At 59.9% G+C, this 20,546-nt stretch carries 18 protein-coding genes; 10 read left to right on the forward strand and 8 right to left on the reverse strand.

The genetic code is table 11. The features are described from left to right. Positions 1 to 54: 54 nt before the first annotated feature. Complete coding sequence (gene sucB, locus EWR20_RS12025) at positions 55 to 1,860, forward strand: 2-oxoglutarate dehydrogenase, E2 component, dihydrolipoamide succinyltransferase (RefSeq protein WP_129360929.1); 1,806 nt, start codon at positions 55 to 57, stop codon at positions 1,858 to 1,860. Positions 1,861 to 2,027: 167 nt separating this feature from the next. Then, on the forward strand, positions 2,028 to 2,378 hold the full coding sequence (locus EWR20_RS12030; RefSeq protein ID WP_129360930.1) for a hypothetical protein: 351 nt from the start codon (positions 2,028 to 2,030) through the stop codon (positions 2,376 to 2,378). Positions 2,379 to 2,381: 3 nt separating this feature from the next. Here the strand turns inward: EWR20_RS12030 and EWR20_RS12035 are convergent, their stop codons facing one another. Next, positions 2,382 to 3,947, reverse strand: a complete 1,566-nt coding sequence (locus tag EWR20_RS12035) for a protein kinase (RefSeq protein WP_129360931.1) — start codon at positions 3,945 to 3,947, stop codon at positions 2,382 to 2,384. A 120-nt stretch (positions 3,948 to 4,067) separates the two neighbouring features. Here EWR20_RS12035 and lipB point away from each other — a divergent pair, with 120 nt between their 5' ends. The 3 genes from lipB to EWR20_RS12050 all read left to right on the forward strand — a co-directional run bounded on the left by lipB (position 4,068) and on the right by EWR20_RS12050 (position 6,723). Further along, positions 4,068 to 4,748, forward strand: a complete 681-nt coding sequence (gene lipB, locus EWR20_RS12040) for a lipoyl(octanoyl) transferase LipB (protein WP_129360932.1) — start codon at positions 4,068 to 4,070, stop codon at positions 4,746 to 4,748. Positions 4,749 to 4,802: 54 nt separating this feature from the next. Beyond that, positions 4,803 to 5,810, forward strand: coding sequence for a lipoyl synthase (gene lipA / locus EWR20_RS12045; RefSeq protein ID WP_129360933.1), 1,008 nt, complete (start codon positions 4,803 to 4,805; stop codon positions 5,808 to 5,810). Between the two features lie 166 nt (positions 5,811 to 5,976). Further along, complete coding sequence (locus EWR20_RS12050; RefSeq protein ID WP_371811983.1) at positions 5,977 to 6,723, forward strand: DUF4191 domain-containing protein; 747 nt, start codon at positions 5,977 to 5,979, stop codon at positions 6,721 to 6,723. 61 nt (positions 6,724 to 6,784) lie between these two features. Here EWR20_RS12050 and EWR20_RS12055 read toward each other — a convergent pair whose 3' ends face one another. Further along, entirely contained in the window at positions 6,785 to 7,261 is a 477-nt protein-coding gene (locus EWR20_RS12055; RefSeq protein ID WP_129360934.1) for an RDD family protein, read from the reverse strand. A gap of 228 nt (positions 7,262 to 7,489) precedes the next feature. On the opposite strand from EWR20_RS12055, the gene glnA (EWR20_RS12060) reads away from it, so the two are divergent. Continuing rightward, positions 7,490 to 8,914 (forward strand): type I glutamate--ammonia ligase, encoded by a 1,425-nt coding sequence (glnA, locus tag EWR20_RS12060; RefSeq protein ID WP_129360935.1) that lies wholly within the window; start codon positions 7,490 to 7,492, stop codon positions 8,912 to 8,914. 940 nt (positions 8,915 to 9,854) lie between these two features. Here glnA (EWR20_RS12060) and EWR20_RS12065 read toward each other — a convergent pair. Then, positions 9,855 to 10,052: a hypothetical protein gene (locus EWR20_RS12065; protein WP_129360936.1), complete on the reverse strand. Its 198-nt coding sequence runs from the start codon at positions 10,050 to 10,052 to the stop codon at positions 9,855 to 9,857. A 592-nt stretch (positions 10,053 to 10,644) separates the two neighbouring features. Here EWR20_RS12065 and EWR20_RS12720 point away from each other — a divergent pair. Beyond that, a complete protein-coding gene (locus EWR20_RS12720; RefSeq protein WP_165001042.1) occupies positions 10,645 to 10,782 on the forward strand; it encodes a hypothetical protein in 138 nt (45 codons plus the stop codon). 4 nt (positions 10,783 to 10,786) lie between these two features. Here the strand turns inward: EWR20_RS12720 and EWR20_RS12070 are convergent, their stop codons facing one another. Both EWR20_RS12070 and glnA (EWR20_RS12075) read right to left on the reverse strand, forming a co-directional pair. Beyond that, positions 10,787 to 13,873, reverse strand: coding sequence for a bifunctional [glutamine synthetase] adenylyltransferase/[glutamine synthetase]-adenylyl-L-tyrosine phosphorylase (locus EWR20_RS12070; protein ID WP_129360937.1), 3,087 nt, complete (start codon positions 13,871 to 13,873; stop codon positions 10,787 to 10,789). A gap of 4 nt (positions 13,874 to 13,877) precedes the next feature. Next, positions 13,878 to 15,218: a type I glutamate--ammonia ligase gene (gene glnA, locus EWR20_RS12075; protein WP_129360938.1), complete on the reverse strand. Its 1,341-nt coding sequence runs from the start codon at positions 15,216 to 15,218 to the stop codon at positions 13,878 to 13,880. A 169-nt stretch (positions 15,219 to 15,387) separates the two neighbouring features. Between glnA (EWR20_RS12075) and panB the strand changes: the two genes are divergently transcribed. After that, complete coding sequence (panB, locus tag EWR20_RS12080) at positions 15,388 to 16,251, forward strand: 3-methyl-2-oxobutanoate hydroxymethyltransferase (protein ID WP_129360939.1); 864 nt, start codon at positions 15,388 to 15,390, stop codon at positions 16,249 to 16,251. Between the two features lie 19 nt (positions 16,252 to 16,270). On the opposite strand, the gene EWR20_RS12085 is transcribed toward panB, so the two are convergent. Next, positions 16,271 to 16,483 (reverse strand): SPOR domain-containing protein, encoded by a 213-nt coding sequence (locus EWR20_RS12085; protein ID WP_129360940.1) that lies wholly within the window; start codon positions 16,481 to 16,483, stop codon positions 16,271 to 16,273. 43 nt (positions 16,484 to 16,526) lie between these two features. Between EWR20_RS12085 and map the strand changes: the two genes are divergently transcribed. Continuing rightward, the gene (map, locus tag EWR20_RS12090; RefSeq protein WP_129360941.1) at positions 16,527 to 17,441 is read left to right on the forward strand and encodes a type I methionyl aminopeptidase; all 915 of its coding nucleotides are present in this window, start codon (positions 16,527 to 16,529) and stop codon (positions 17,439 to 17,441) included. A gap of 38 nt (positions 17,442 to 17,479) precedes the next feature. Then, a complete protein-coding gene (gene ppgK / locus EWR20_RS12095) occupies positions 17,480 to 18,364 on the forward strand; it encodes a polyphosphate--glucose phosphotransferase (protein ID WP_129360942.1) in 885 nt (294 codons plus the stop codon). 198 nt (positions 18,365 to 18,562) lie between these two features. Here the strand turns inward: ppgK and nrdR are convergent, their stop codons facing one another. Together nrdR and hisD are read right to left on the reverse strand one after the other, a co-directional pair. Next, positions 18,563 to 19,213, reverse strand: coding sequence for a transcriptional regulator NrdR (nrdR, locus tag EWR20_RS12100; RefSeq protein WP_129360943.1), 651 nt, complete (start codon positions 19,211 to 19,213; stop codon positions 18,563 to 18,565). A 1-nt stretch (position 19,214) separates the two neighbouring features. Then, positions 19,215 to 20,546, reverse strand: a complete 1,332-nt coding sequence (hisD, locus tag EWR20_RS12105; RefSeq protein WP_129361033.1) for a histidinol dehydrogenase — start codon at positions 20,544 to 20,546, stop codon at positions 19,215 to 19,217.

A 20,546-nucleotide genomic window follows, 5' to 3' on the forward strand; every position in this document is an offset into this window, starting at 1 on the left:
GTACACCGCTAGAACTTACACAGGCACTATTCACAAGGAGAACGGGAAGAGACGATGTCTGAAACCGTAGAACTGCCCGCATTGGGCGAATCCGTCACTGAAGGAACCGTTACCCGCTGGCTCAAGTCCGTCGGCGACACCGTAGAGGTCGACGAACCGTTGGTCGAGGTTTCGACCGACAAGGTCGATACCGAGATCCCTTCCCCCGTCGCCGGAACCATTGAAGAAATTCTGGTCGACGAGGACGAAGAGGTCGAGGTTGGCGCGCCGCTCGTGCGTATTGGTGATGGTTCAGGCGCATCGGACTCCTCCGGCTCCGACGAATCGGCCTCCGAATCCGAAGCTGAGGAAGCGCCGGCCGAGGAACCAGCACAGGACGAGGCTCCTACCGAAGAAGCCCCCGCGGCTTCTGAGGAAAAGGAGCAGTCCTCGGGTTCGGCCGGCGGAGAAGGTCAAGAAGTCACGCTGCCCGCTCTGGGTGAGTCTGTCACCGAAGGTACGGTCACCCGCTGGCTCAAGTCCGTCGGCGATTCCGTCGAGGTTGACGAGGCGCTGGTCGAGGTTTCCACCGACAAGGTAGACACCGAGATTCCCTCCCCCGTCGCCGGGACGTTGCTTGAAATCAAGGTCGACGAGGACGAAGAAGCCGAAGTCGGTCAGGTTCTGGCGATCGTGGGCGAAGAAGGCGCCGCGACGTCGTCTTCGGACTCCTCGGGGCCCTCCGATCAGAAGTCCGAGCCCAAGCAGGAGCAGGCGCCTCAGGCCAAGAAGTCCGATGAGCCTGCCCAGGAGGAGGTCAAGGTAGAACAGCCGACGGCCGCTCCCAAGGCAGAAGAGTCTGCCCCCAAGGCCGAGGAGAAGAAGGAAGAAGCTCCCGAACAGAGTTCCGATTCTTCGCAGGGTTCCGGCGAGGTTTACGTGACCCCGCTGGTGCGCAAGCTGGCGAAGCAAGAAGGTATCGACCTGTCGACTGTCAAGGGAACCGGTGTCGGTGGCCGCATCCGGAAGCAGGATGTTCAGGCTTCTATCGACGCCAAGAAGGCTTCGGCTCCGGCTCAGAAGGAGTCCAATGCTCCGGCCGAGGCGGCTTCCTCGCAGTCTTCGGAAGCCCCCAAGGCCCCGGCCGTAGACACCGAAAAGCGTGGCAAAACGGAGAAGGCTCCGCGCATTCGCCAGACCATCGCCAAGCGTATGAAGGAGTCCCTCGACGTCTCCGCTCAGCTGACCCAGGTCGCAGAAGTGGATATGACGCGGGTTTCCAAGTTGCGCGACCGGGCCAAGCAGTCCTTCCAGTCGCGCGAGGGAGCAAAGCTCACGTTCTTGCCCTTCTTCGCCAAGGCCGTTGCCGAGGCTCTGCAGCAGCACCCGAAGCTGAACGCTTCCTACGACGCGGATTCGAAGGAAATCACGTACCACGACTCCGAGGACATCGCGATAGCGGTGGATACCGAGCGCGGTCTGTTGGTTCCCGTTGTCTCCAACGCCGGTGATCTGAACTTGGCCGGTCTGGCCAAAAAGCTCGCCGACGTCGGAGAGCGCACCAAGTCCGGCAAGATCGGACCGGACGAACTGTCCGGTGGCACGTTTACAATCACCAACATCGGTTCGTTCGGGGCCCTGTTCGACACCCCGATCATCAACCAGCCACAGGTCGCCATCCTGGGCACCGGAACGATCGTCAAGCGCCCTGTCGTCGTGACCGACGCCGATGGCAATGACACGATCGCGATCCGCCAGATGTGCTACCTCTCGCTGACGTATGATCACCGGTTGGTCGACGGCGCCGATGCCGGTCGTTTCCTCCAGACTCTCAAGAAGCGCTTGGAAGAAGGCCAGTTCGAGTCCGAGGTTGGACTGTAGAGCCACCCGCATCAGCCCTAGTCGCCGAAGCGGCCGTCCCCACTGGGGCGGCCGCTTCGGCTGTTTAATGCGACAGCGCGAAGCCGCATCATCGCCTGAGTGCGAGTCCCCACACATTTTGCTGACAGAATGACGCTAAACGGGTCGTCGAATCATAGAATGGCCTCATGTCTGTCCTTATGTCTATTCTTCTGTTCCTTCACATCGTCGGCGCCGCCCTGGTCTTCGGTCTCTGGGTCGCGTACTTCAAGACTCCTCGGGTCGTTCCGGTCCAGTTCTACGCCGCTCTCCTGCAAGTTGTTACTGGACTCTTGATGTTCGGAATCCTCGAGATGGGAGGTGGCGCGGTCGACCACATCAAGTTGGGAGTCAAACTGGTCATCGGCCTTGTCATCGCGGTCGTAGCCTTCATTGGACAGCGCAAATTCAAGCGCGGAGAACAAGTTTCCACAGGGATCGCCCACGCGGTTGGGGGCCTCTCTCTGATCAACATCGCCGTTGCAACGCTCTGGAATTAAGTCTCACTCCCTCACCGGGTCTACGGACCGCATCTTCCACGAACCGGCGGTGGATTCCAGCAGGATTTCGATTCTCTGGCTTCCATCGCCGGTTTCGGCGTTCCCGGGCTCCTTTGGACTCCATCCGGTGACGGCCAATCGCGCTTTCGCCCGTACAGTCCCATCCGACCCTGGCTCAACCTCAATATCCTCGATTCGAGTCTCAAGATTCGGCCACGCCACCGAGGAGGCCTTCATGAATGCAATACGTTGGATATCCCCTTTTTCCACCTCGCTTCCTGCTGTCGCGTAGTTCGAGACGAGGGAACTGTCCCTCGCTCTCAGAGCTTCATCGCGCATCTTGAATAGCTCCGGCAGGGCCCCCGTGACTTCTTCCGGAACTCGCTGCGGAGGAGGTGCGGCCGCGCCCTCTGATTGGCTGGCCGTTGACGACGAGCCCGGACCGTTGGATGAAGACACAGGATCAGGGCTGTCCCGAGACGGCAGCAAACGACTTCCTCCTTGGGCCACGGTGAGGGCCAAAAGTGCGAGGGTGAGCAAGCTCTTCCAGTGACGACGACAGAGTTCATGGACCCGGTTCTGCACGACCGTGCGCTGTGAGCTCAGGCGTTGCGGGACGTTACGTCGCAATGTGCCCTTGGGCCCTTGGGGTTGGGCCCGCGCTGGTAGCCGCGCCGCGAATTCTTCGTCGACCACAGAGTGCAGGTCTACCGGAGTTGCTTCCCAGGCACCACGAATGACCAACGCCATCTCTTGGATGTCGGGCCGTGACGACGGGTCCGGCCCGAGGGCGGCCTCGAGTACTTTGACGACCGATTTGGTAGCGCTTGGACAGGACATAGGTAAAGGGATTCTGTCTTCCCAGGTTCCCGCCGGGCGGCCGGTCAGCAACAGCCAGATGAGTTCCGCGAATGCGCGTACGTCCTGAGCTTTTCCGCCATCCGACCGCCGAAAGCCGTCCTGGCGCCAAGGATCCGGCCAGGGAGGCGTCACCAGCGAGACCGAGTTCCGGGTCAGGAACACACGTGACGCGGACAAATCGCCGTAGGCCGTTTCTTGACTGTGCAGCCAAGAGATCGCTCTCCCCACGTGAGCCACCACCGAAGCGCACTCCCCCGGCTCGAGTCTTTTCCGAACCGACAGAACGTTCTGCAAGCACCCGCCCTCGGGGAATTCGGTGACCAAGAAAGGCGAAAGTGGTTCGGCGGCCGACGCTTCGTATGTATGCAGGATATGGGGATGACGCATGGAATTTCTCTGGGCGTTGATGTGGCTTGCCCAGGAACGTGACGCCACGGCCAATGCTGCCGACTCCGCTCGAGGTGGAACGTACAAACGGATCATCCTCTCGGAAGCCGTACGCAGCTGCGCGGCCTTTTCATAACCTGCTGACGAGTCGATGCGACGTCCGACGAGCAAAGCTGACCCGTCAGATTCTTCCCCACGAAGGCGGGCGTACCATAGGGACGCGCCTTCGGCCGTCCCGATCTTCGTGATGAGCCGATATTGGTCCAGGTCCATTGCATCGGGGTCGGCAACACCCGGTGCTCCGGTCGCGGTCTGATTCATGCCTCTGGTGTACACCCTCAGAGATGACAATCATCACGTTATCCACAGGTTTCGGGAATCTTTGAAGATTTTCTCGACATGCAATTTAGACGGGTTACCGCACGGCGGTAGGGTAGTCACATGTCTTTGGTCATGAATCGGGTCGGTCTCGCGCCCGAGTACGTGGACTATCGTGAAGCCCTCGCACTTCAGGAAGAGATTCACCACCGCGTCAGCAATGAAGAGCAGGACAACACCGTGTTGCTCTTGGAACATCCGCCGGTATACACCGCGGGAAAACGCACCGAAAAGCACGAGTACCCCACTGATGGGACCGATGTCGTGCCCATTGATCGTGGAGGAAAACTGACCTGGCATGGACCAGGCATGCTCGTGGGCTACCCCATCGTCAAGTTGCCCGAACCGGTAGACGTCGTGAAGTACGTAAGGATTCTGGAAGAAATCCTCATGAAGGTCGTACGCGATCTGGGCGTCGACGGACAGCGGGTCGAAGGACGTTCCGGCGTCTGGGTACGTGGCGAGGGCATAGAACCGGATAAGAAGATCGCAGCAATCGGCATCCGCGTTTCTCGGAACACGACGATGCACGGGTTCGCCCTGAATTGCAGCAACGAACTGACCTCATTTTCCAACTTCATTCCCTGCGGCATTACCGATGCGTCTGTCACGACCATCAGTGAACAACTCGGCCGGAACATTTCGCCAGCCGATGTTGTTGACCGTGTTGAGCAGGAGCTTATGGCCAATGCCGACCGCCTGGCCGCACAATTCATCCCGCGTGGCGAACAGGCTTCAGCCTGATCGTTCCGTTCGCCGGCCGCTATGCGGCAAGCCGTGGACATCGAAGGAGAGACCATGACCATCGCCCCAGAAGGACGCAAGCTTCTCCGCGTAGAAGCGCGCAACGCTGAGGTCCCCATCGAGAAGAAGCCTTCGTGGCTCAAGAACACCGCCAAGATGGGTCCCGAGTACCAGGAACTCAAGAAGATGGCCCGCAGCCAGGGCTTGCACACCGTTTGCGAAGAGGCCGGTTGCCCCAATATTTACGAATGTTGGGAGGACCGCGAGGCCACGTTCTTGATTGCCGGTGATACGTGCACGCGACGTTGCGATTTTTGCGATATCGCAACGGGACGTCCCGCTCCGCTGGATCCGATGGAGCCCGTCAAGGTGGCTCGTTCGATCCAGCAGATGGATCTTCGCTACGCAACCGTCACCGGCGTCGCTCGTGACGATCTCCCCGATGGATCGGCGTTGCATTACGCCAAGACCATTGAAGCTATTCACGAGCAAAACCCCAACACCGGTGTCGAAATTTTGATCCCGGATTTCCAGGGCAAACCAGACCGTTTGGACATGATTGTCGATGCCGGCCCTGAGGTCTATGCGCACAACGTTGAGACCGTGCCCCGCATCTTCAAGAAGATTCGCCCCGCATTCACGTACGAGCGATCACTCGAGACCATTTCACATGGCAAGGAACGCGGGATGATCACCAAGTCGAACTTGATCCTTGGTATGGGAGAGACCAATGACGAGGTCTACGAAGCTCTCTGCGACCTGCATGATGCGGGAACAGACATCATCACTCTGACACAGTATTTGCGTCCTTCTCCGCTCTTCCACCCCATCGATCGTTGGGTCAAGCCTGAGGAGTTCGTCGCTTTATCCGAAGCCGCCGAAGAAATCGGCTTCCTGGGTGTCATGGCCGGCCCGATGGTTCGTTCGTCCTACCGTGCCGGGCGCCTCTGGGCGCGGGCGATGGAAAAGATGGGACGCCCAATCCCGGAGCACCTGGAACACATCCAGGACACTGGATCCGCTCGCCAGGAGGCTTCCTCCCTCGTCGCCGCAGGCCTGTAACTTCAGCAGGGCTGCAACCTGCTCCACTACGGCGCCGCCCCGGGTCTCCTGGCCCGGGGCCGCTTCGCGTCGTGCTCGAGTTCGCGAGAGGGTTCTCCTCCCGTAGAATGGTCCCGAATGCCGGGGCACCACAGTGCCGACCAATACCCAAATGCAATGAGGAAACATCGTGTCGTCTCAGTCTGCCAAGAACGGCAAGCTCACGCGTGAGGAAAAGCGCGAAGAGAAGCGCAAGAAGAAGGGCTCCAAGCCCGGCTATTTCGCCCAGATGAAGCAAGTCTTCACCATGACCCGAAAGTCGGATCCCAACATCACGTGGATCCTCCTTCTGGCGGGTTTGGTAACTCTTCTGGTTTTCCTCCTCGTGGGCGTGCTTCTGCACAACTGGATAACGTGGCTCATCATCGGCATTCCCGTAGCAGTCCTGGTTTGCGTGATTATCCTTTCTCGACGGGCCGAAAAGGCCGCATTCGGCCAGATCGAAGGGCAGACGGGTGCCGCGGGAGCAGCATTGTCCACTCTTCGTCGTGGTTGGATCGTGGAAGAGCAGCCCGTTGCGGTCAACCCTCGGACTCAGGATCTGGTCTTCAGAGCGTTGGGGCGTCCCGGCGTCGTACTGGTCACTGAGGGCCCGGCAAGCCGAGTGAATTCGCTGATCAGCCAGGAGAAGAAAAAGCTCAATCGCGTGGCCCCGAATGTTCCGATTCACGTCATCAAGGCCGGAAATGGGGAGGGGCAAGTTCCCCTCAAGAAAATCACCAAAACCATGAAGGGTTACTCGAAGAATCTCACGCAACAGGAGGTACACGCGGTGAACAACCGTTTGGCGTCCTTGAACAAGGGGATGCCGATGCCCAAGGGTGTGGATCCTATGAAGGCTCGACCGGACCGCAAGGGTCTGCGCGGCCGATAAGCCAGCTCATTGCAGAAAAGGGCCCCCAACCTTCAGGATGGGGGCCCAATTTGTGGGTGGTTCAGCGAATACGGACGAGAAGCGTCCCGACGGCTCGATCCTGCAGTCCACGTCCGTCCTCGTCGACCACCAGGATCGGAATGACCACGGTAACGAGCAGACTGCGCAGAAACGCCTTGGCGAAACCGGCGGGTTCCCCTCCGATGGTCTGAACCTGCATCCCGAATGCAAAGTGCCCCAGAGTGTGCCCCATGAAACCGACGAGCAGTCCCTGGTAGACCCAGAAGACGATTGAGGGCGCCAGGGAATGCACCAGAGAGTCCCCCGAGCCGAGCAACAGGTGGCTGATTCCCAGACAGATGACCCAGTCCACAATCAGCGCCAGAATACGCCAGGGTACGGTCGCCAGCGAACCCTTGCCCCGTTCGGGTCTCCCCAAACGCTGACCCGGATAATCCGGGCGACCTGATGAAGTCGGGGACGCTCGCTCCGGACCATGTGGGTTCTCAGAACCGGAAGGGTTTTGGTCAGTTGCCATGAACCCAGGATATCCAAGGTGCGACTCCCACACGGGTTATGGTTGAACAAGCAGTCACGCCGTTTCGGTTTGGATCGCCATTGACTGGGTCTGTTACATAGCTGAAACATGTCAGATACAGCTGGGCAATGTCGCGAGCCTACCGTAAGCAGCAGAAAGCACAAGGGCGTTCCTGAGGAGGGAACGGCCGGTGTGATCGCGTTGAGCAATCTAAGGAGAACTCCGACCATGTTCGAAAATGCCCAGGAAGTGCTGGACTATATTCAGGAAGAGGACGTCGTCTTCATCGACATCCGGTTCACCGACCTTCCCGGTGTTCAGCAGCACTTCAACCTCCCGGCAAAATCCATCGACGATGATTTCTTCGTCAACGGGCAGCTCTTCGATGGGTCGTCTATTCGAGGTTTCCAGGGAATTGCTGAATCCGATATGCAGCTCATCCCCGACCCCAAGTCGGCTTTCGTGGATCCCTTCCGCGTGGAGAAAACCCTGGTCCTGACCTGCTCGATCGTCAACCCTCGCACCGGCGATCCTTACCACCGCGATCCCCGCGGCGTCGCAGAGCGTGCAGAAGCGTACCTCAATTCCACCGGCATCGCTGATATCGCGAATTTCGCTTCCGAGGCCGAGTTCTTCATCTTCGAGGACGTCCGCTACCAGGTCTCCCCCGAGCACACTTTTTACCGTGTGGATTCCGACGAGGCCCCCTGGAATTCGGGCCGCAAGGAAGAAGACGGAAACCTCGGCAACAAGACCTTGACCAAGGGCGGGTATTTCCCCGTTGCTCCTCAGGACAAGCAGGCCGACCTGCGAGACGCCATTTCGGTGACTTTGGACGAGGTCGGTTTGGAAGTTGAGCGCGCGCACCATGAGGTTGGCGCTCCCGGCCAGGCCGAAATCAACTACAAGTACAACACTATGACGCTCGCCGCCGATGATCTCCTGAAGTTCAAGTACATTGTCAAGAACGTCGCAGATGCCTTCGGCAAATCGGCGACCTTCATGCCGAAGCCGGTCTTCGGCGACAACGGCTCGGGTATGCATTGTCACCAGTCGCTTTGGAAGGGTGGTGAGCCGTTGTTCTTCGATGAGCGCGGTTATGCGAACCTTTCTGATGTTGCCCGCTGGTACATCGGCGGATTGCTGGAGCACTCTTCTTCGGTTTTGGCATTCACCAACCCGACGGTCAACTCCTACAAGCGCTTGGTGAAGGGCTACGAAGCCCCTGTCAACATGGTGTACTCGCAGGGTAACCGCTCTGCCGGCATCCGTATCCCGATCACCGGGTCCAACCCCAAGGCGAAGCGACTCGAATTCCGGGCGCCCGATCCCTCGTGCAACCCGTACCTGGCGTTCGCCGCTCAGCTCATGGCCGGCCTGGACGGTATTCGTAACCGCATCGAGCCCCCGGAGCCGATCGACAAAGACCTCTACGAGCTGCCCCCGGAGGAAGCCAAGGACATCAAGACGGCGCCCGCTAGCCTCGATGAGGCTCTTGAAGCTCTGGAGCAGGATCACGAATTCTTGCTGGCAGGGGACGTCTTCACCGAAGACCTGATCCAGACGTGGATCGACTACAAGCGCGAGAACGAGTTGGAGCCGCTCTCACTGGTTCCGCACCCGTTGGAGTTCCAGCTCTACTACGGAGTCTAATCTCCATTCAGGCTTGCATGCCTGCAATTTCGGGGTAGCGCATTATGCGCTACCCCCGATTTTGTGTATATTCCCGACGTGTACGCTAGTCCGTCACCGCGCCGGCTTCCGGCCTGATACCCTCACCATCATCGACGAGCGAGTATCCGTATACGCCCGGCAAAAGGCGGTAGGAGCTATAACGCTCACCTTCCAGCAGATCATCACTTCCAGAGTTCCCATCAATAAGTCGAATGGGATTCGGCCGATAGGCTGCTCAGGTTTCCAGAAGGGTCAGGACGGGGGCTACAAGGCTGCCTCTATTCTGCCTCGCACCGCGCCTGGCCCACGAAAACCTCATACTCTACGTCCCCGCGTCACCCAGCGTTGGGTGGTGGTTACCCGATTCGTTGCCGTTTCCCTGCCTTAGGGAGTACCCCCTAAGGCAGGGAAACGCCGCTCGATCAGGTAACCCCGCCCAACAGCACCCAGCAAGGGGCACGGCGTCGACGGCCCCCGCGAGGTGGCACATCCGTACTTCCGCGGCCCTAACTTGCCCGAGGCGAGCACAAAACTGCGACCTCGGCCCTCGACCAAGGAAGGGAACCGGAAAACACCCAAGGAAACTCGCCGTGACGGCTTGAGGAAAACCACAGAAGCACCCCGCCAACCGACAGAAATTCAGACCGATCCACGAAGATTAGACCGAAAAACTGGCTTAGTCGCATCTACCGTCGAGGAGCAGTTCACATGGACCACCACCCCGCCTTGGCACCGAACTCGCCGACCCCGATACCGGGCGGACAACGTCCCACCCCGGAGCGGATAAATTAAGATTCTGGACCGCTCAACGCATGCAGTGGCAGACCGAGCGTAGGGGCAAGTCAGTCCGCCGAACCCGCAAGCAGCGGGAGGCAGGTGACTCCCCTGCCTCACGTTTGCCCAACGAAGGGGCTCCGCCTCAGTGCCCTTTTTCCGAGCTTTCGGAACGCCGATCTCGGGCATGACCGAACATGCCGACGGCGATCCACATCAAGGCAACCACCGCACCACCAATCGGTGCATATCCCTTGGGCACATCCGGCTGCAAGACACTAAAGCTGGCGCCATAGAGGATCGTGATCGCGAGGGCCACGAAAACCAGAATTTTGCGTTTCATAGGACCAGTATGCGCTGACATGGACGGAAGTGCCAGAGATCACCAACCCCAGGTGTGACAGAGCATGGCATGCGTTTGATAAGGGCATATTTCCGTCGACTTCCGGCCCTATTTTTCGACCGAAATTGTAACGATTGCCCCCGCACTCGACCGGTTACACCGGAAAGCAGGCAGGCGACAGCACGAGGTTCAGCGTCAAGTAATTATATGGGCCCGAGATACGCCTAGTGATAGCAGCACCTCGCACGTTCTTAGTGGAGGGCGATATCGGGATTTATCCCGGGCCGCCTCCCATACTGTATAAACATCAAGGACTCTTCATTGAACATCTCGCACTTACGAAGATCCAATTCGGGGACGATTTCCATTTTAACGTCTTTCGTCCCGGCAATTTCTAGCCTCCTATCCGCGACGCCTCCCCCGCTCGGGCGGACCAAATACCCATTTCTGATCGACCACATCGGCCCTGGGAGGCATACGGCAACTCGACGAGCGGTTCGCAAGCCCGAGGTCGCCATCGTTCGAACCCGGTCGGATCTGAAGCAATGAATTCACCTCGGTCGGCTAGACATTCCACACAGGCCAGAGGGATGTGCAGGTTGATACCGAGCGCAACCTGGACTACGTCATTGACATGACGGAGGAAGCGGATCCGAATGGCCGAAAAGTTACGGTCCTGGGCGCCGATTCGCACTTTTCGGACCGAACCTCACCGAGCCCCACACCGTGACCGACTATTCCAGATGCCCGTAGAACAACGTCTCGAAGATCGACCGGGCGCGTCGTGTGAGTCGCAGGTAGTCTTCCTCCAGGATCGCGGCGCTACCCGGTTCGTATCCGCTCCACCGGGCGATCGCTTCAAGGTCCTTCCGTGAAGACGGCAACGAATCAGAGGCACGACCATTCCGTAGAACGTTGCCCCCGCGGATACGCGTCGCCAACCTCCATGCCGATTCAAGGATCGCGGCGTCTTCGGCAGCGACGATCTCCAACTTGACGGCCTCTTCCAGAGCTCGCAGGGTGCTCGTGGTCTTGAGCCCCGGATTCTCGTGAGCGTGCTCGAGCTGAATCAGTTGCGTCAGCCATTCGACGTCGCTGAGCCCGCCACGACCGAGTTTGACCTGACGCGCAGGATCGGCGCCTCGGGGCATCCTCTCGGCCTCCACCCGCGCCTTCAAACGCTGTATTTGACGGATTTGATCCTCCGAAACATTCTTCGGGTAACGATAAGGATCGACGAGTCGGATGAATTTCTCGGCCACTTCAGCGGAACCGGCCAGAGGCCGTGCACGGAGCAATGCTTGGTACTCCCAGGTATCAGCCCAACGCTCGTAATACTCCGCGAATGAATCCAAGGTACGAACCATAGGCCCGGATTTGCCCTCGGGTCGAAGATCGGCATCAATTTCCAGAGTCTTCTCGGCACGTATCGCGGGCTTCATGGGGATCTTCAGCAACTGGGTCATCCGATTGATCAGGGTGTTGGCCTGCGCAACGGCCTTGCCGTGATCAGCGCCGCTCCGCGGTTGGTGCACATACATGACGTCGGCATCGGAGCCGTACCCGATCTCCGCGCCACCTTGGCGCCCCATCCCGATCACGGCAACATCGGTCAGGACCTCCTCGCCCTTCTCCTGATACAACTCGCGTTCCGCGGTGTGGAGGGCCCCCAAAATGGTCGCTTGATCCGCGTGAGCCAGCCCTTCCATCACGTCATTCAAATCGGTCACGCCAACCGCTTCCCCCAGGGCGATACGAAGGATCTCGCGGCGGCGAATAAGCCGAATCATCCGGATCGCTGACATTGCGTCCGGGTGGCGTGAAATTTTCGAACGGATTTCGGACCACAAATTCTCGAAAGGCTCAGGCCGCAGCCTTTCGTCCCGGTCCAGCCACGAAATCGATTCCGGTTCGTCTTCCAGAAGGTCCGTGATGAACCGAGAACTCGACAAAACCGCGCACAGGCGCTCAGCGGCCGCGGGCGAATCGCGCAGCATGCGCAAGTACCACTGCGTTTGACCAAGGGACTCGGAGACTCGGCGGAACCCCAGCAATCCGGCGTCGGGGTCGACGCCGCGGGCGAACCAACCGAGAAGCACCGGCAGAATGGTCCGCTGGATTTCGGCCCGGCGTGAGAGGCCCTTTGTCAGGGCTTCAATATGGCGCATGGCTCCACGCGGGTCCAGATAACCCAAAGCTGACAGCCGATCTTGGGCCGCTTCCGGCGTCAGAGCGACCTCATCGACGGACAACTTGGAAACCGCCGCAAGCAGCGGACGGAAGAAGAGACGTTCGTGGAGTCCGCGCACCGTACGCTGCGATCGTTTCCGTTGTTTGAGCAGATCATCGGGGGTGAACCGAGTCCGATCGGAGTTCCCGCGCATTCCCCTGGCGACGGCCGCCTGTTCGGCTTCCTTAACCGGCATGAGGTGCGTACGCCGCAGATGGAGCAATTGGATACGGTGCTCGAGTGTGCGCTGCCACCGATATTCGTGGTCCAGACTCCCCGAGGCGTCGCGTCCCACATACGACCGGTCGCGCAACGCGGAAAGCGCCGCCGTGGTCGATCGCATCCGGACGCTTTCGTCCGTCCGGCCGTGAACCAGTTGCAGAAGCTGGACCGTGAACTCCACGTCCCTCAACCCGCCAGGCCCCAGTTTGATCTGTCGCTCGCGCTCTTCCGACGGTATATTGTCGGTCACTCGACGACGCATGGACTGAACGGAATCCACAAAATTCTCTCGACCAGAGGCTTCCCACACGAACGGCGCAATGGCGCGCACGTACTCTTCACCCAGGCGCTGAGAACCTGCGACGGGGCGTGCCTTGAGCAATGCCTGGAATTCCCAGTTCTCGGCCCAACGGTCGTAATACCTTCGGTGTGAATCAATGCTCCTGACCAATGGACCGTCTTTACCTTCCGGACGGAGGTTTGCATCGACCTCCCAGAGGCCTGGCTCGGGACCAACCCCGTAAACCACTTTCGTCAGGGCCTTGACCAGTTCGGTGCCAATCCGGCCCATGGCCTCCTCATCGGGTTCCTCGAGGTCGCCGCGGACATCGGCCGAGGAGGGTCCTACCGCGTAAACGACGTCGACGTCGGAAATGTAATTGAGCTCGCGAGCTCCGCACTTTCCCATCGCAATAATGGTCAGATCCACGGAGGCCACGGCGGGTTCGTTCTCGGAGATCTCGGCCCTGGCGACGGCCAAAGCCCCTTCGAGAGCTGCACCCGCCAGATCCGCGAGCGCGGCGCCGACCTTGGGCATGTCCTCTATAGGGTCCTCTGAGGTGAGATCCGCAAGCGCTATTCGAGTCAAGTACTCGCGATACGTTGTTCTGACGGCGAGCTTCGCATCTTCGCCGGTTATTCGTGCGACGGGTTGCTCGGATTCGGGGGCTGCACCGACGGCCTCAAGCATCACACGGCGGTAACGTTCGTTCAGATCCGAGACACCGACGTCAGGCAAAGGCCGAGGGGCCTCGTCGAAGATGCTGAGATGCTCAGGGTGACGCATGAGGAACTCACCGAGTGCCTCGGATGCACCGAGCACCCGGAACAGGCCCGCTGCCTCCTGGCCGCGGGCGATGTGTCGACTCAGCTCCGGGGTATCGGTCAACATGCGTACGACCGCCTTGAGGGCCATGTCCGGGGAAGGGCTGAGCGCCAGGCCCTCGAGCAGCTTGGCTTTGTCGACGTCTCTCAGTTCATCCGAATCCAGCCAACGGTTGGCGCCGCTCAAATCATTGAATCCGACCGCCGCCAGTCGCCGCTTGGCCTTGTGACCGGCGCCTTCCCGGGGCCTTTCCTGCTCGCCCATGGTGCTACAGAAGGCCCAGGTTGTACTTCAGTTCGTACGGGGTCACTTCCATGCGATAAGCCGTCCAGTCGTCCTGCTTGTTGCGCAAGAACTGATTGAATACCTGCTCCCCCAGGGTCTCTGCCATGAATTCCGACTCTTCGGTCTGGCGGATCGCATCGTGCAGGGAAGACGGGAGGGGGCTGTGCCCCAAGCTGCGCCTTTCGGCTGCACTCATGGATGCGACGTCCTCGGCCTCGGCCTCGGACAACTCGTATTCGTTCTCTATCCCTTTGAGTCCCGCGGCAAGGATCACCGCGTAACCCAGGTATGGGTTGACGGCCGAGTCGATACCCCGGTATTCGATACGGGCCGACTGCATCTTGTTGGGCTTGTACAGCGGCACGCGCACCAGCGCGGATCGGTTGTTGTGACCCCAAGAGAGATAGCTTGGAGCTTCTCCTCCACCCCACAGACGCTTGTAGGAATTCACAAATTGGTTGGTCACGGACGTGAATTCCGGGGCGTGCCGCAGCACACCCGCGATGAAGTGCCGTGCAGTCTGGGAGAGCTGGTACTCGGCCCCGGCTTCGAAGAAGGCGTTGGTGTCACCTTCGAAGAGAGAGAAATGCGTGTGCATACCGGAGCCGGGGAATTCCGTAAACGGTTTGGGCATGAAAGTCGCATAGATGCCCTGCGAGAACGCGACTTCCTTGATGACCGAACGGAAAGTCATGATGTTGTCCGCGGTTTGCAATGCGTCGGCGTGCCGCAGATCGATTTCGTTCTGTCCCGGTCCACCTTCATGGTGGCTGAATTCAACCGAGATGCCAACCGCCTCGAGCATCGTGACGGCTCGACGTCGGAAATCCTGGACGACTCCTCCGTACACGTGGTCGAAGTAGCCTTCCCGGTCAACGGGAACGGGGGTGCCTTCTGCACTGAGCTCCTGGGACTTCAGGAGATAGAACTCGATTTCGGGCGACGTGTAGCAGGTGAATCCCATGTCGCCGGCTTTGGACAGGATTCGCTTGAGCACACCGCGCGAGTCTGCGGATGAGGGCTCGCCGTCCGGGGTCAGGATGTCGCAGAACATGCGCGACGTCGGTTCGGTCTCCCCACGCCACGGAAGAAGTTGGAATGTCGAGGGATCCGGTTGAAGGAGCATGTCGGATTCGTGGACCCGAGACAGGCCTTCGATGGATGAGCCATCGAAGCCGAGCCCCTCCTCGAATACCGTCTCGACCTCGGCGGGCGCGAGCGCCACGGATTTGAGGGTACCGACGACGTCGGTGAACCACATGCGAACGAAGCGCACATCTCTTTCCTCGATGGTGCGAAGAACGAATTCCTGCTGACGGTCCATGACACTCCTCCATGGTCGACGTGCCGCGCTGGCTAACCTAGGCCAACTCTATCCCGAGGGCATGCGCACCTCGACCAATTCGCGAAACGGCACGAATGCGCCGTAAAGGACCCTTCAACTCTGCAAAACTGCCACATCGTTGGAGGAGACCGCGCGTAGACTGATCGGCATGGCTTCGTACCTCCAGGACACTGACCACACACATTCCGACGCCGACGGCTGGCTCAGCTCGGTTCGACGCGTAAGAACCACTCATCTGCAGCGCTGCAGAGACCGCGGGCAACGATTCTCGATGTTGACCTGTTATGACGCCTTGACCGCGGCGGTCTTCGACGAAGCCGGAATCGAGGTTCTGCTCATTGGGGATTCGGCGGGCAACACCGTCTACGGTTACGAGTCGACCGTTCCCGTGACGTTGGACGAATTGATTCCGTTAACCCGAGCCGTCTCAAGTGCCGCGAACCGAGCAATGGTCATCGTCGACTTGCCGTTCGGAAGCTACGAACAGTCCCCTGCCCAGGCCATCGCCAGCTCGGTCCGACTCATGAAGGAAGGCGGCGCTCACGCCGTCAAGATGGAAGGCAGCGCCTACTACGCCGAACACGTCGAAGCCATGGTCCAGGCAGGAATCCCCGTCATGGCTCACATCGGTTTCACCCCGCAAGCGACCAACACTTTGGGAGGCTTTCGTGTGCAGGGCCGGGACGACGCCGCCGAGCGGCTCCTCGTGGATGCTCGGGCGCTCGCCGAGGCCGGTGCTTTTGCGGTTCTCATCGAGATGACGGCCAGCCCGGCTGTTGAAGCGGTCGTGGACGGGGTCGATGTCCCGACCGTAGGGATCGGCGCGGGAGGATCCACGACCGGACAGGTCCTGGTATGGCAGGACATGATGGGGCTCACCGGCGGAAAAGTACCTCGGTTCGTCAAAAAGTATGCAGACCTGCGATCCGTGATCGCCGATGCGGCAGGTGCATACAGAAAAGACGTGCTCGACGGCAGTTTCCCTGCTCCCGAGCACGTCTTCGAGGACTGATCGCTTGATCACTGTCTGATCAGGCTTCGCCCTTCCATCGTGCGTCGTCTTCGTCCCATTTTTCATTGCGTTCTTGAGCTATGTTCAAGGCGTTTTGCGCTTCCTCGCGGGAGCTGTACGGCCCGAGAAGTTGCCGATAGTCCGATTGGGCGCCTTGTTCGACCGTATGCGTATACGTGTTGAACCAAAATTGTTGGTCTTCCGGGACGTGCGCACTTCCGTTGGTACCCATGGGGTGACCTCCTCGTCGTCGATCGTGTTCTAGAGTTGACTATATGTCCCGTACCAATGCTTCCACGACATCCCACAACATTCCTGCCGAACACGGCGGCGCTCCCTTGGGCAGCCTGACTCCGGGCGCCATCGGTCCCACTCGCAAAGTTCCGGCCTCCATCGAGCGCCCCGAATACGTCGGCAAGGCGACCGCGGATGAGGGCAACGGATCGGATCTGTACACCCCTGAAGAAGTTGAACTGATCCGCGAGTCCGGGAAGATCGCGGCGGGCTCGATTGTCGCTGCCGAAGAGTATTGCGTTCCGGGGCGTACCACCGACGACATCGACCGCATCGTCCACGAGTACATGTGCGACCACGGCGCTTACCCCTCGACTCTGGGCTACCGGAATTTCTGGAAGTCCGTGTGCACATCCTTGAACGAAGTCATCTGCCACGGCATCCCTGACTCCACAGTTCTGGAAGAGGGCGACATCATCAACCTTGACGTCACCGCATATAAGAACGGCATGCACGGGGATACCAACCGGACACTGCTGGTCGGAGACGTGGATGAAGAATCTCGTCTGCTGGTCGAGCGCACCGAAGAATCGCTGAACCGTGCAATGAAGGCCGTCAAACCGGGACGCGAGCTCAACGTCATCGGTCGGGTGATCGAGAAGTACGCATCGCGTTTCGGTTACGGCGTGGTCCGCGACTTCACTGGTCACGGGGTGGGACGCGAATTCCACTCCGGTTTGATCGTCCCCCATTACGATGCCGCACCGGCCTACAACACCGTGATCGAGGAAGGCATGGTGTTCACGATCGAGCCCATGCTCAATCTCGGAACCATCGACTGGCAGATGTGGGATGACGACTGGACCGTCGTCACCAAAGACCGCAAACGAAGCGCACAATTCGAACACACCATGGTGGTCACCGCCGACGGCGTCGACGTTCTGACCCTCCCGTAGCCCACACCATTATCCAGCAAAACCCCGCAGGAGAATCCATGCCTCATACCTCACCGGATCGTCCCGACGTCGCTGTGCAGCAGGACCTCAGCGCGTCCCAAGACCTCCCCGAGCCCAAACCGCACGAGTTGGTGATCGGCGTCGACATCGGAGGCACCGGAATCAAGGGCGGCATAGTGGACCTGCGCAATGGTTCCCTCGTCAGCGAGCGATTCCGCATCGATACGCCGAGCCCCGCTACACCGGAAAAGGTTCTGCCCGTGGTTCGACAGATCGTTGAGGAGCTTCAGAGCAGGGACGTTGCCCCGGAAGAGGGCAGCGCGATTGGTATCGACTTTCCGGCCATCGTCAAAAACGGTGTGACGTGGTCGGCCGCCAACGTGGACAAGTCGTGGATCGGCGCGGAACTGAAGAAACTAGCCGAAGAACAGGTGGGCCGCACGGTGTACGCGGTCAACGACGCCGACGCCGCCGGTCTCGCCGAAGGTATTTACGGACAAGGCCGGGACAATAACGGACTGATCATGGTCATCACCCTGGGCACGGGGATCGGGTCGGCCATCATTCACAATGGTGTGCTCGTTCCGAACTCCGAATTGGGCCATCTGGAAATCGAGGGGCATGACGCCGAATCCCGTGCCTCCGTCCGCGCACGGGAACGCGACGACCTGTCTTGGAAGGACTACGGAAAACGTCTCCACACTTATTTCTCCCGCGTGGAAGCGCTCTTCTCCCCGGACCTCTTCGTCATCGGCGGCGGTGTCTCGAAAAAGCCCGAGAAATTCATGCCGTATCTGGAAGGCATTAAGACGCCGATGGTTCCGGCCGCCTTGCGCAATAACGCAGGGATTGTGGGCGCTGCCCTGTGGTCGGCAGGTCAGCCCGGCGAGCGTGAGCGACACGATCAGGATCTTCGGCGCTGACACCGGCGGGCATGGTCTCCAAGCAGCAACGAAGGCTTTCACCGTCCCGGCTCGGGAACTGAACTCCTGAGTCCGGGCGGTAGCCTCGACGGAACCGATGGGTCGTCGTTTTTAAAAGTTGAACGCCGGTACCTGACGGCTTCCCCTCCGCAAGTACCGGCGACCAGTTCCTATCTAATCACAAGATGAACGCTGGGTCTAGATCAAAGTTGGTTGATCCGGATCTTCCGACTCAGGAACAGCGGTGGATGCTTTTTTGGCCTTGCGCTTTGCCTGGGCAGAACCAGATTTTTTGTCTCTGCTCTTGCTGTGCGGTTCGGGCCCCGCAGCTTCGGGAACCCCGGAGCTCTCGGCCGTTTCGCTTTCAGGGTCGTTCTTGACCTCGAATGCGGCCGTCGCCGGATCCGAGCCCGTACGGAGGTTTTCTATAGCCTTTTCGAAATCCTCGAGACCATCGAACGCCTGGTAAACGCTTGCGAAGCGTAAGTAGGCAACCTCGTCGAGTCGTTGCAACGGATCGAGAATGGCCAGCCCGACGTCGTTCGCGTCGATCTCGGCAAGCCCGCGGGCACGAATGGATTCTTCGACCTCTTGAGCCAACAATGCGAGGTCGTCCTCGCTGACGGGTCGCCCTTGACACGCTTTGCGGACGCCGGAGATGATCTTGACTCGCTTAAACGGTTCGGTCGCACCCGAACGTTTGATGACGTTGACCGATGTGGTCTCGAGAGTTGAGAATCTGCGGCCGCACGAGGAGCACTGCCGACGGCGCCTGATCGATGAGCCGTCGTCGGCAACGCGCGAGTCCACGACTCGAGAATCCGGATGGCGGCAATAAGGACAATGCATATTAGGAGACCCCCTCCGAGGCGGAATCGTCGATTCGGGCGGTGATCGCTTCTCCGTGTGCGGGAAGGTCCTCCGCACCGGAGAGCGCGACGACGTCCTCCCCTACTTCAGCCAAGGCGTCGGCGGAGTACTCGATGATCTGAACGGCTTTCATGAACGATGTGGTGCACAATCCGCTGCTGTGGCGGGCCGAGCCGCCTGTCGGCAGAACGTGATTCGAGCCCGCAGCGTAGTCTCCCAAAGGCACCGGGCTGTATGGTCCCAGGAATATCGCTCCGGCGTTCCGAATTCTGGCCGCAATATCGCCTGGTCGGTCGGTCTGAATCTCCAAGTGCTCCGGCGCGTAGGCATTGGCGACGTCGATGCTCTGCTCGACGTCCTCCGTCAGGATCACGCCGGACTGCGGGCCGGTCAGTGCCGTCACGACCCTGTCGTGGTGTTTGGTCTTGGCCACGCGCGTTTGAAGGGCAGACGACGTCTGATCTGCAAGTTCCGGGGAGTCTGTGATAAGAATCGACCCGGCGTGAGGATCATGTTCGGCCTGCGACAAGAGGTCGGCCGCAACGTAATCCGGGTTCGCCTGCGCATCGGCGATCACGGCAATTTCGGTGGTGCCCGCCTCCCCGTCCACTCCTACGACGGAACGCAATTGACGTTTGGCCATGGCAACGAAGATGTTGCCGGGGCCCGTGACCGTGTCGACCGGTTCAAGAGTTTCTTCGCCGTCAAAACCGTAGGCCATGGCGCCCAGGGCCTGAGCACCGCCAATGGCCCACACCTCGTCGATTCCGAGGAGCCCGGCCGCAGCGAGGGTTGTGGGGTGCGGCAAACCGCCGAACTCCCTCTGGGGAGGGGTACAGAGAACCACCGAGTCGACGCCGGCCGCTTGTGCAGGCACAGCATTCATGACTACAGACGACGGATATACCGCCAGCCCCCCGGGAACGTAGAGACCGACTCGTCTCACAGGAGTCCACCGGTGCACAAGCCGAGCTCCGGGAGCGACCTCGATACTCGCGTCCTCCGGGCGCTGTGCGCCGGCGAAGACCCGGGTCCGTTCGATCGCAGTCTCCAGTCCGCGGCGAACCGAGGGATCCAGTTCCTCGACCGCGCGATCGATGGCACTCTGAGGCACACGCAGGTTCGTCTGCTCGACGCCGTCGAAACGCTCGGACAACTCACGCAATGCTTCGGAGCCGCGGTCCTTGACGTCGGCAAGGATCGAAGCGACGGAGTCCGCGGCCGAGGACACGAATTCACTCGTCTGACGCGGTACGACTGAAAGCAACTGAGCATGGCTCAGTTGCTTTCCGCGCAGGTCGAGGACGCGCAT

Origin of the sequence: Rothia uropygioeca (assembly GCF_004136585.1) — a bacterium.
Lineage (GTDB): Bacteria > Actinomycetota > Actinomycetes > Actinomycetales > Micrococcaceae > Rothia.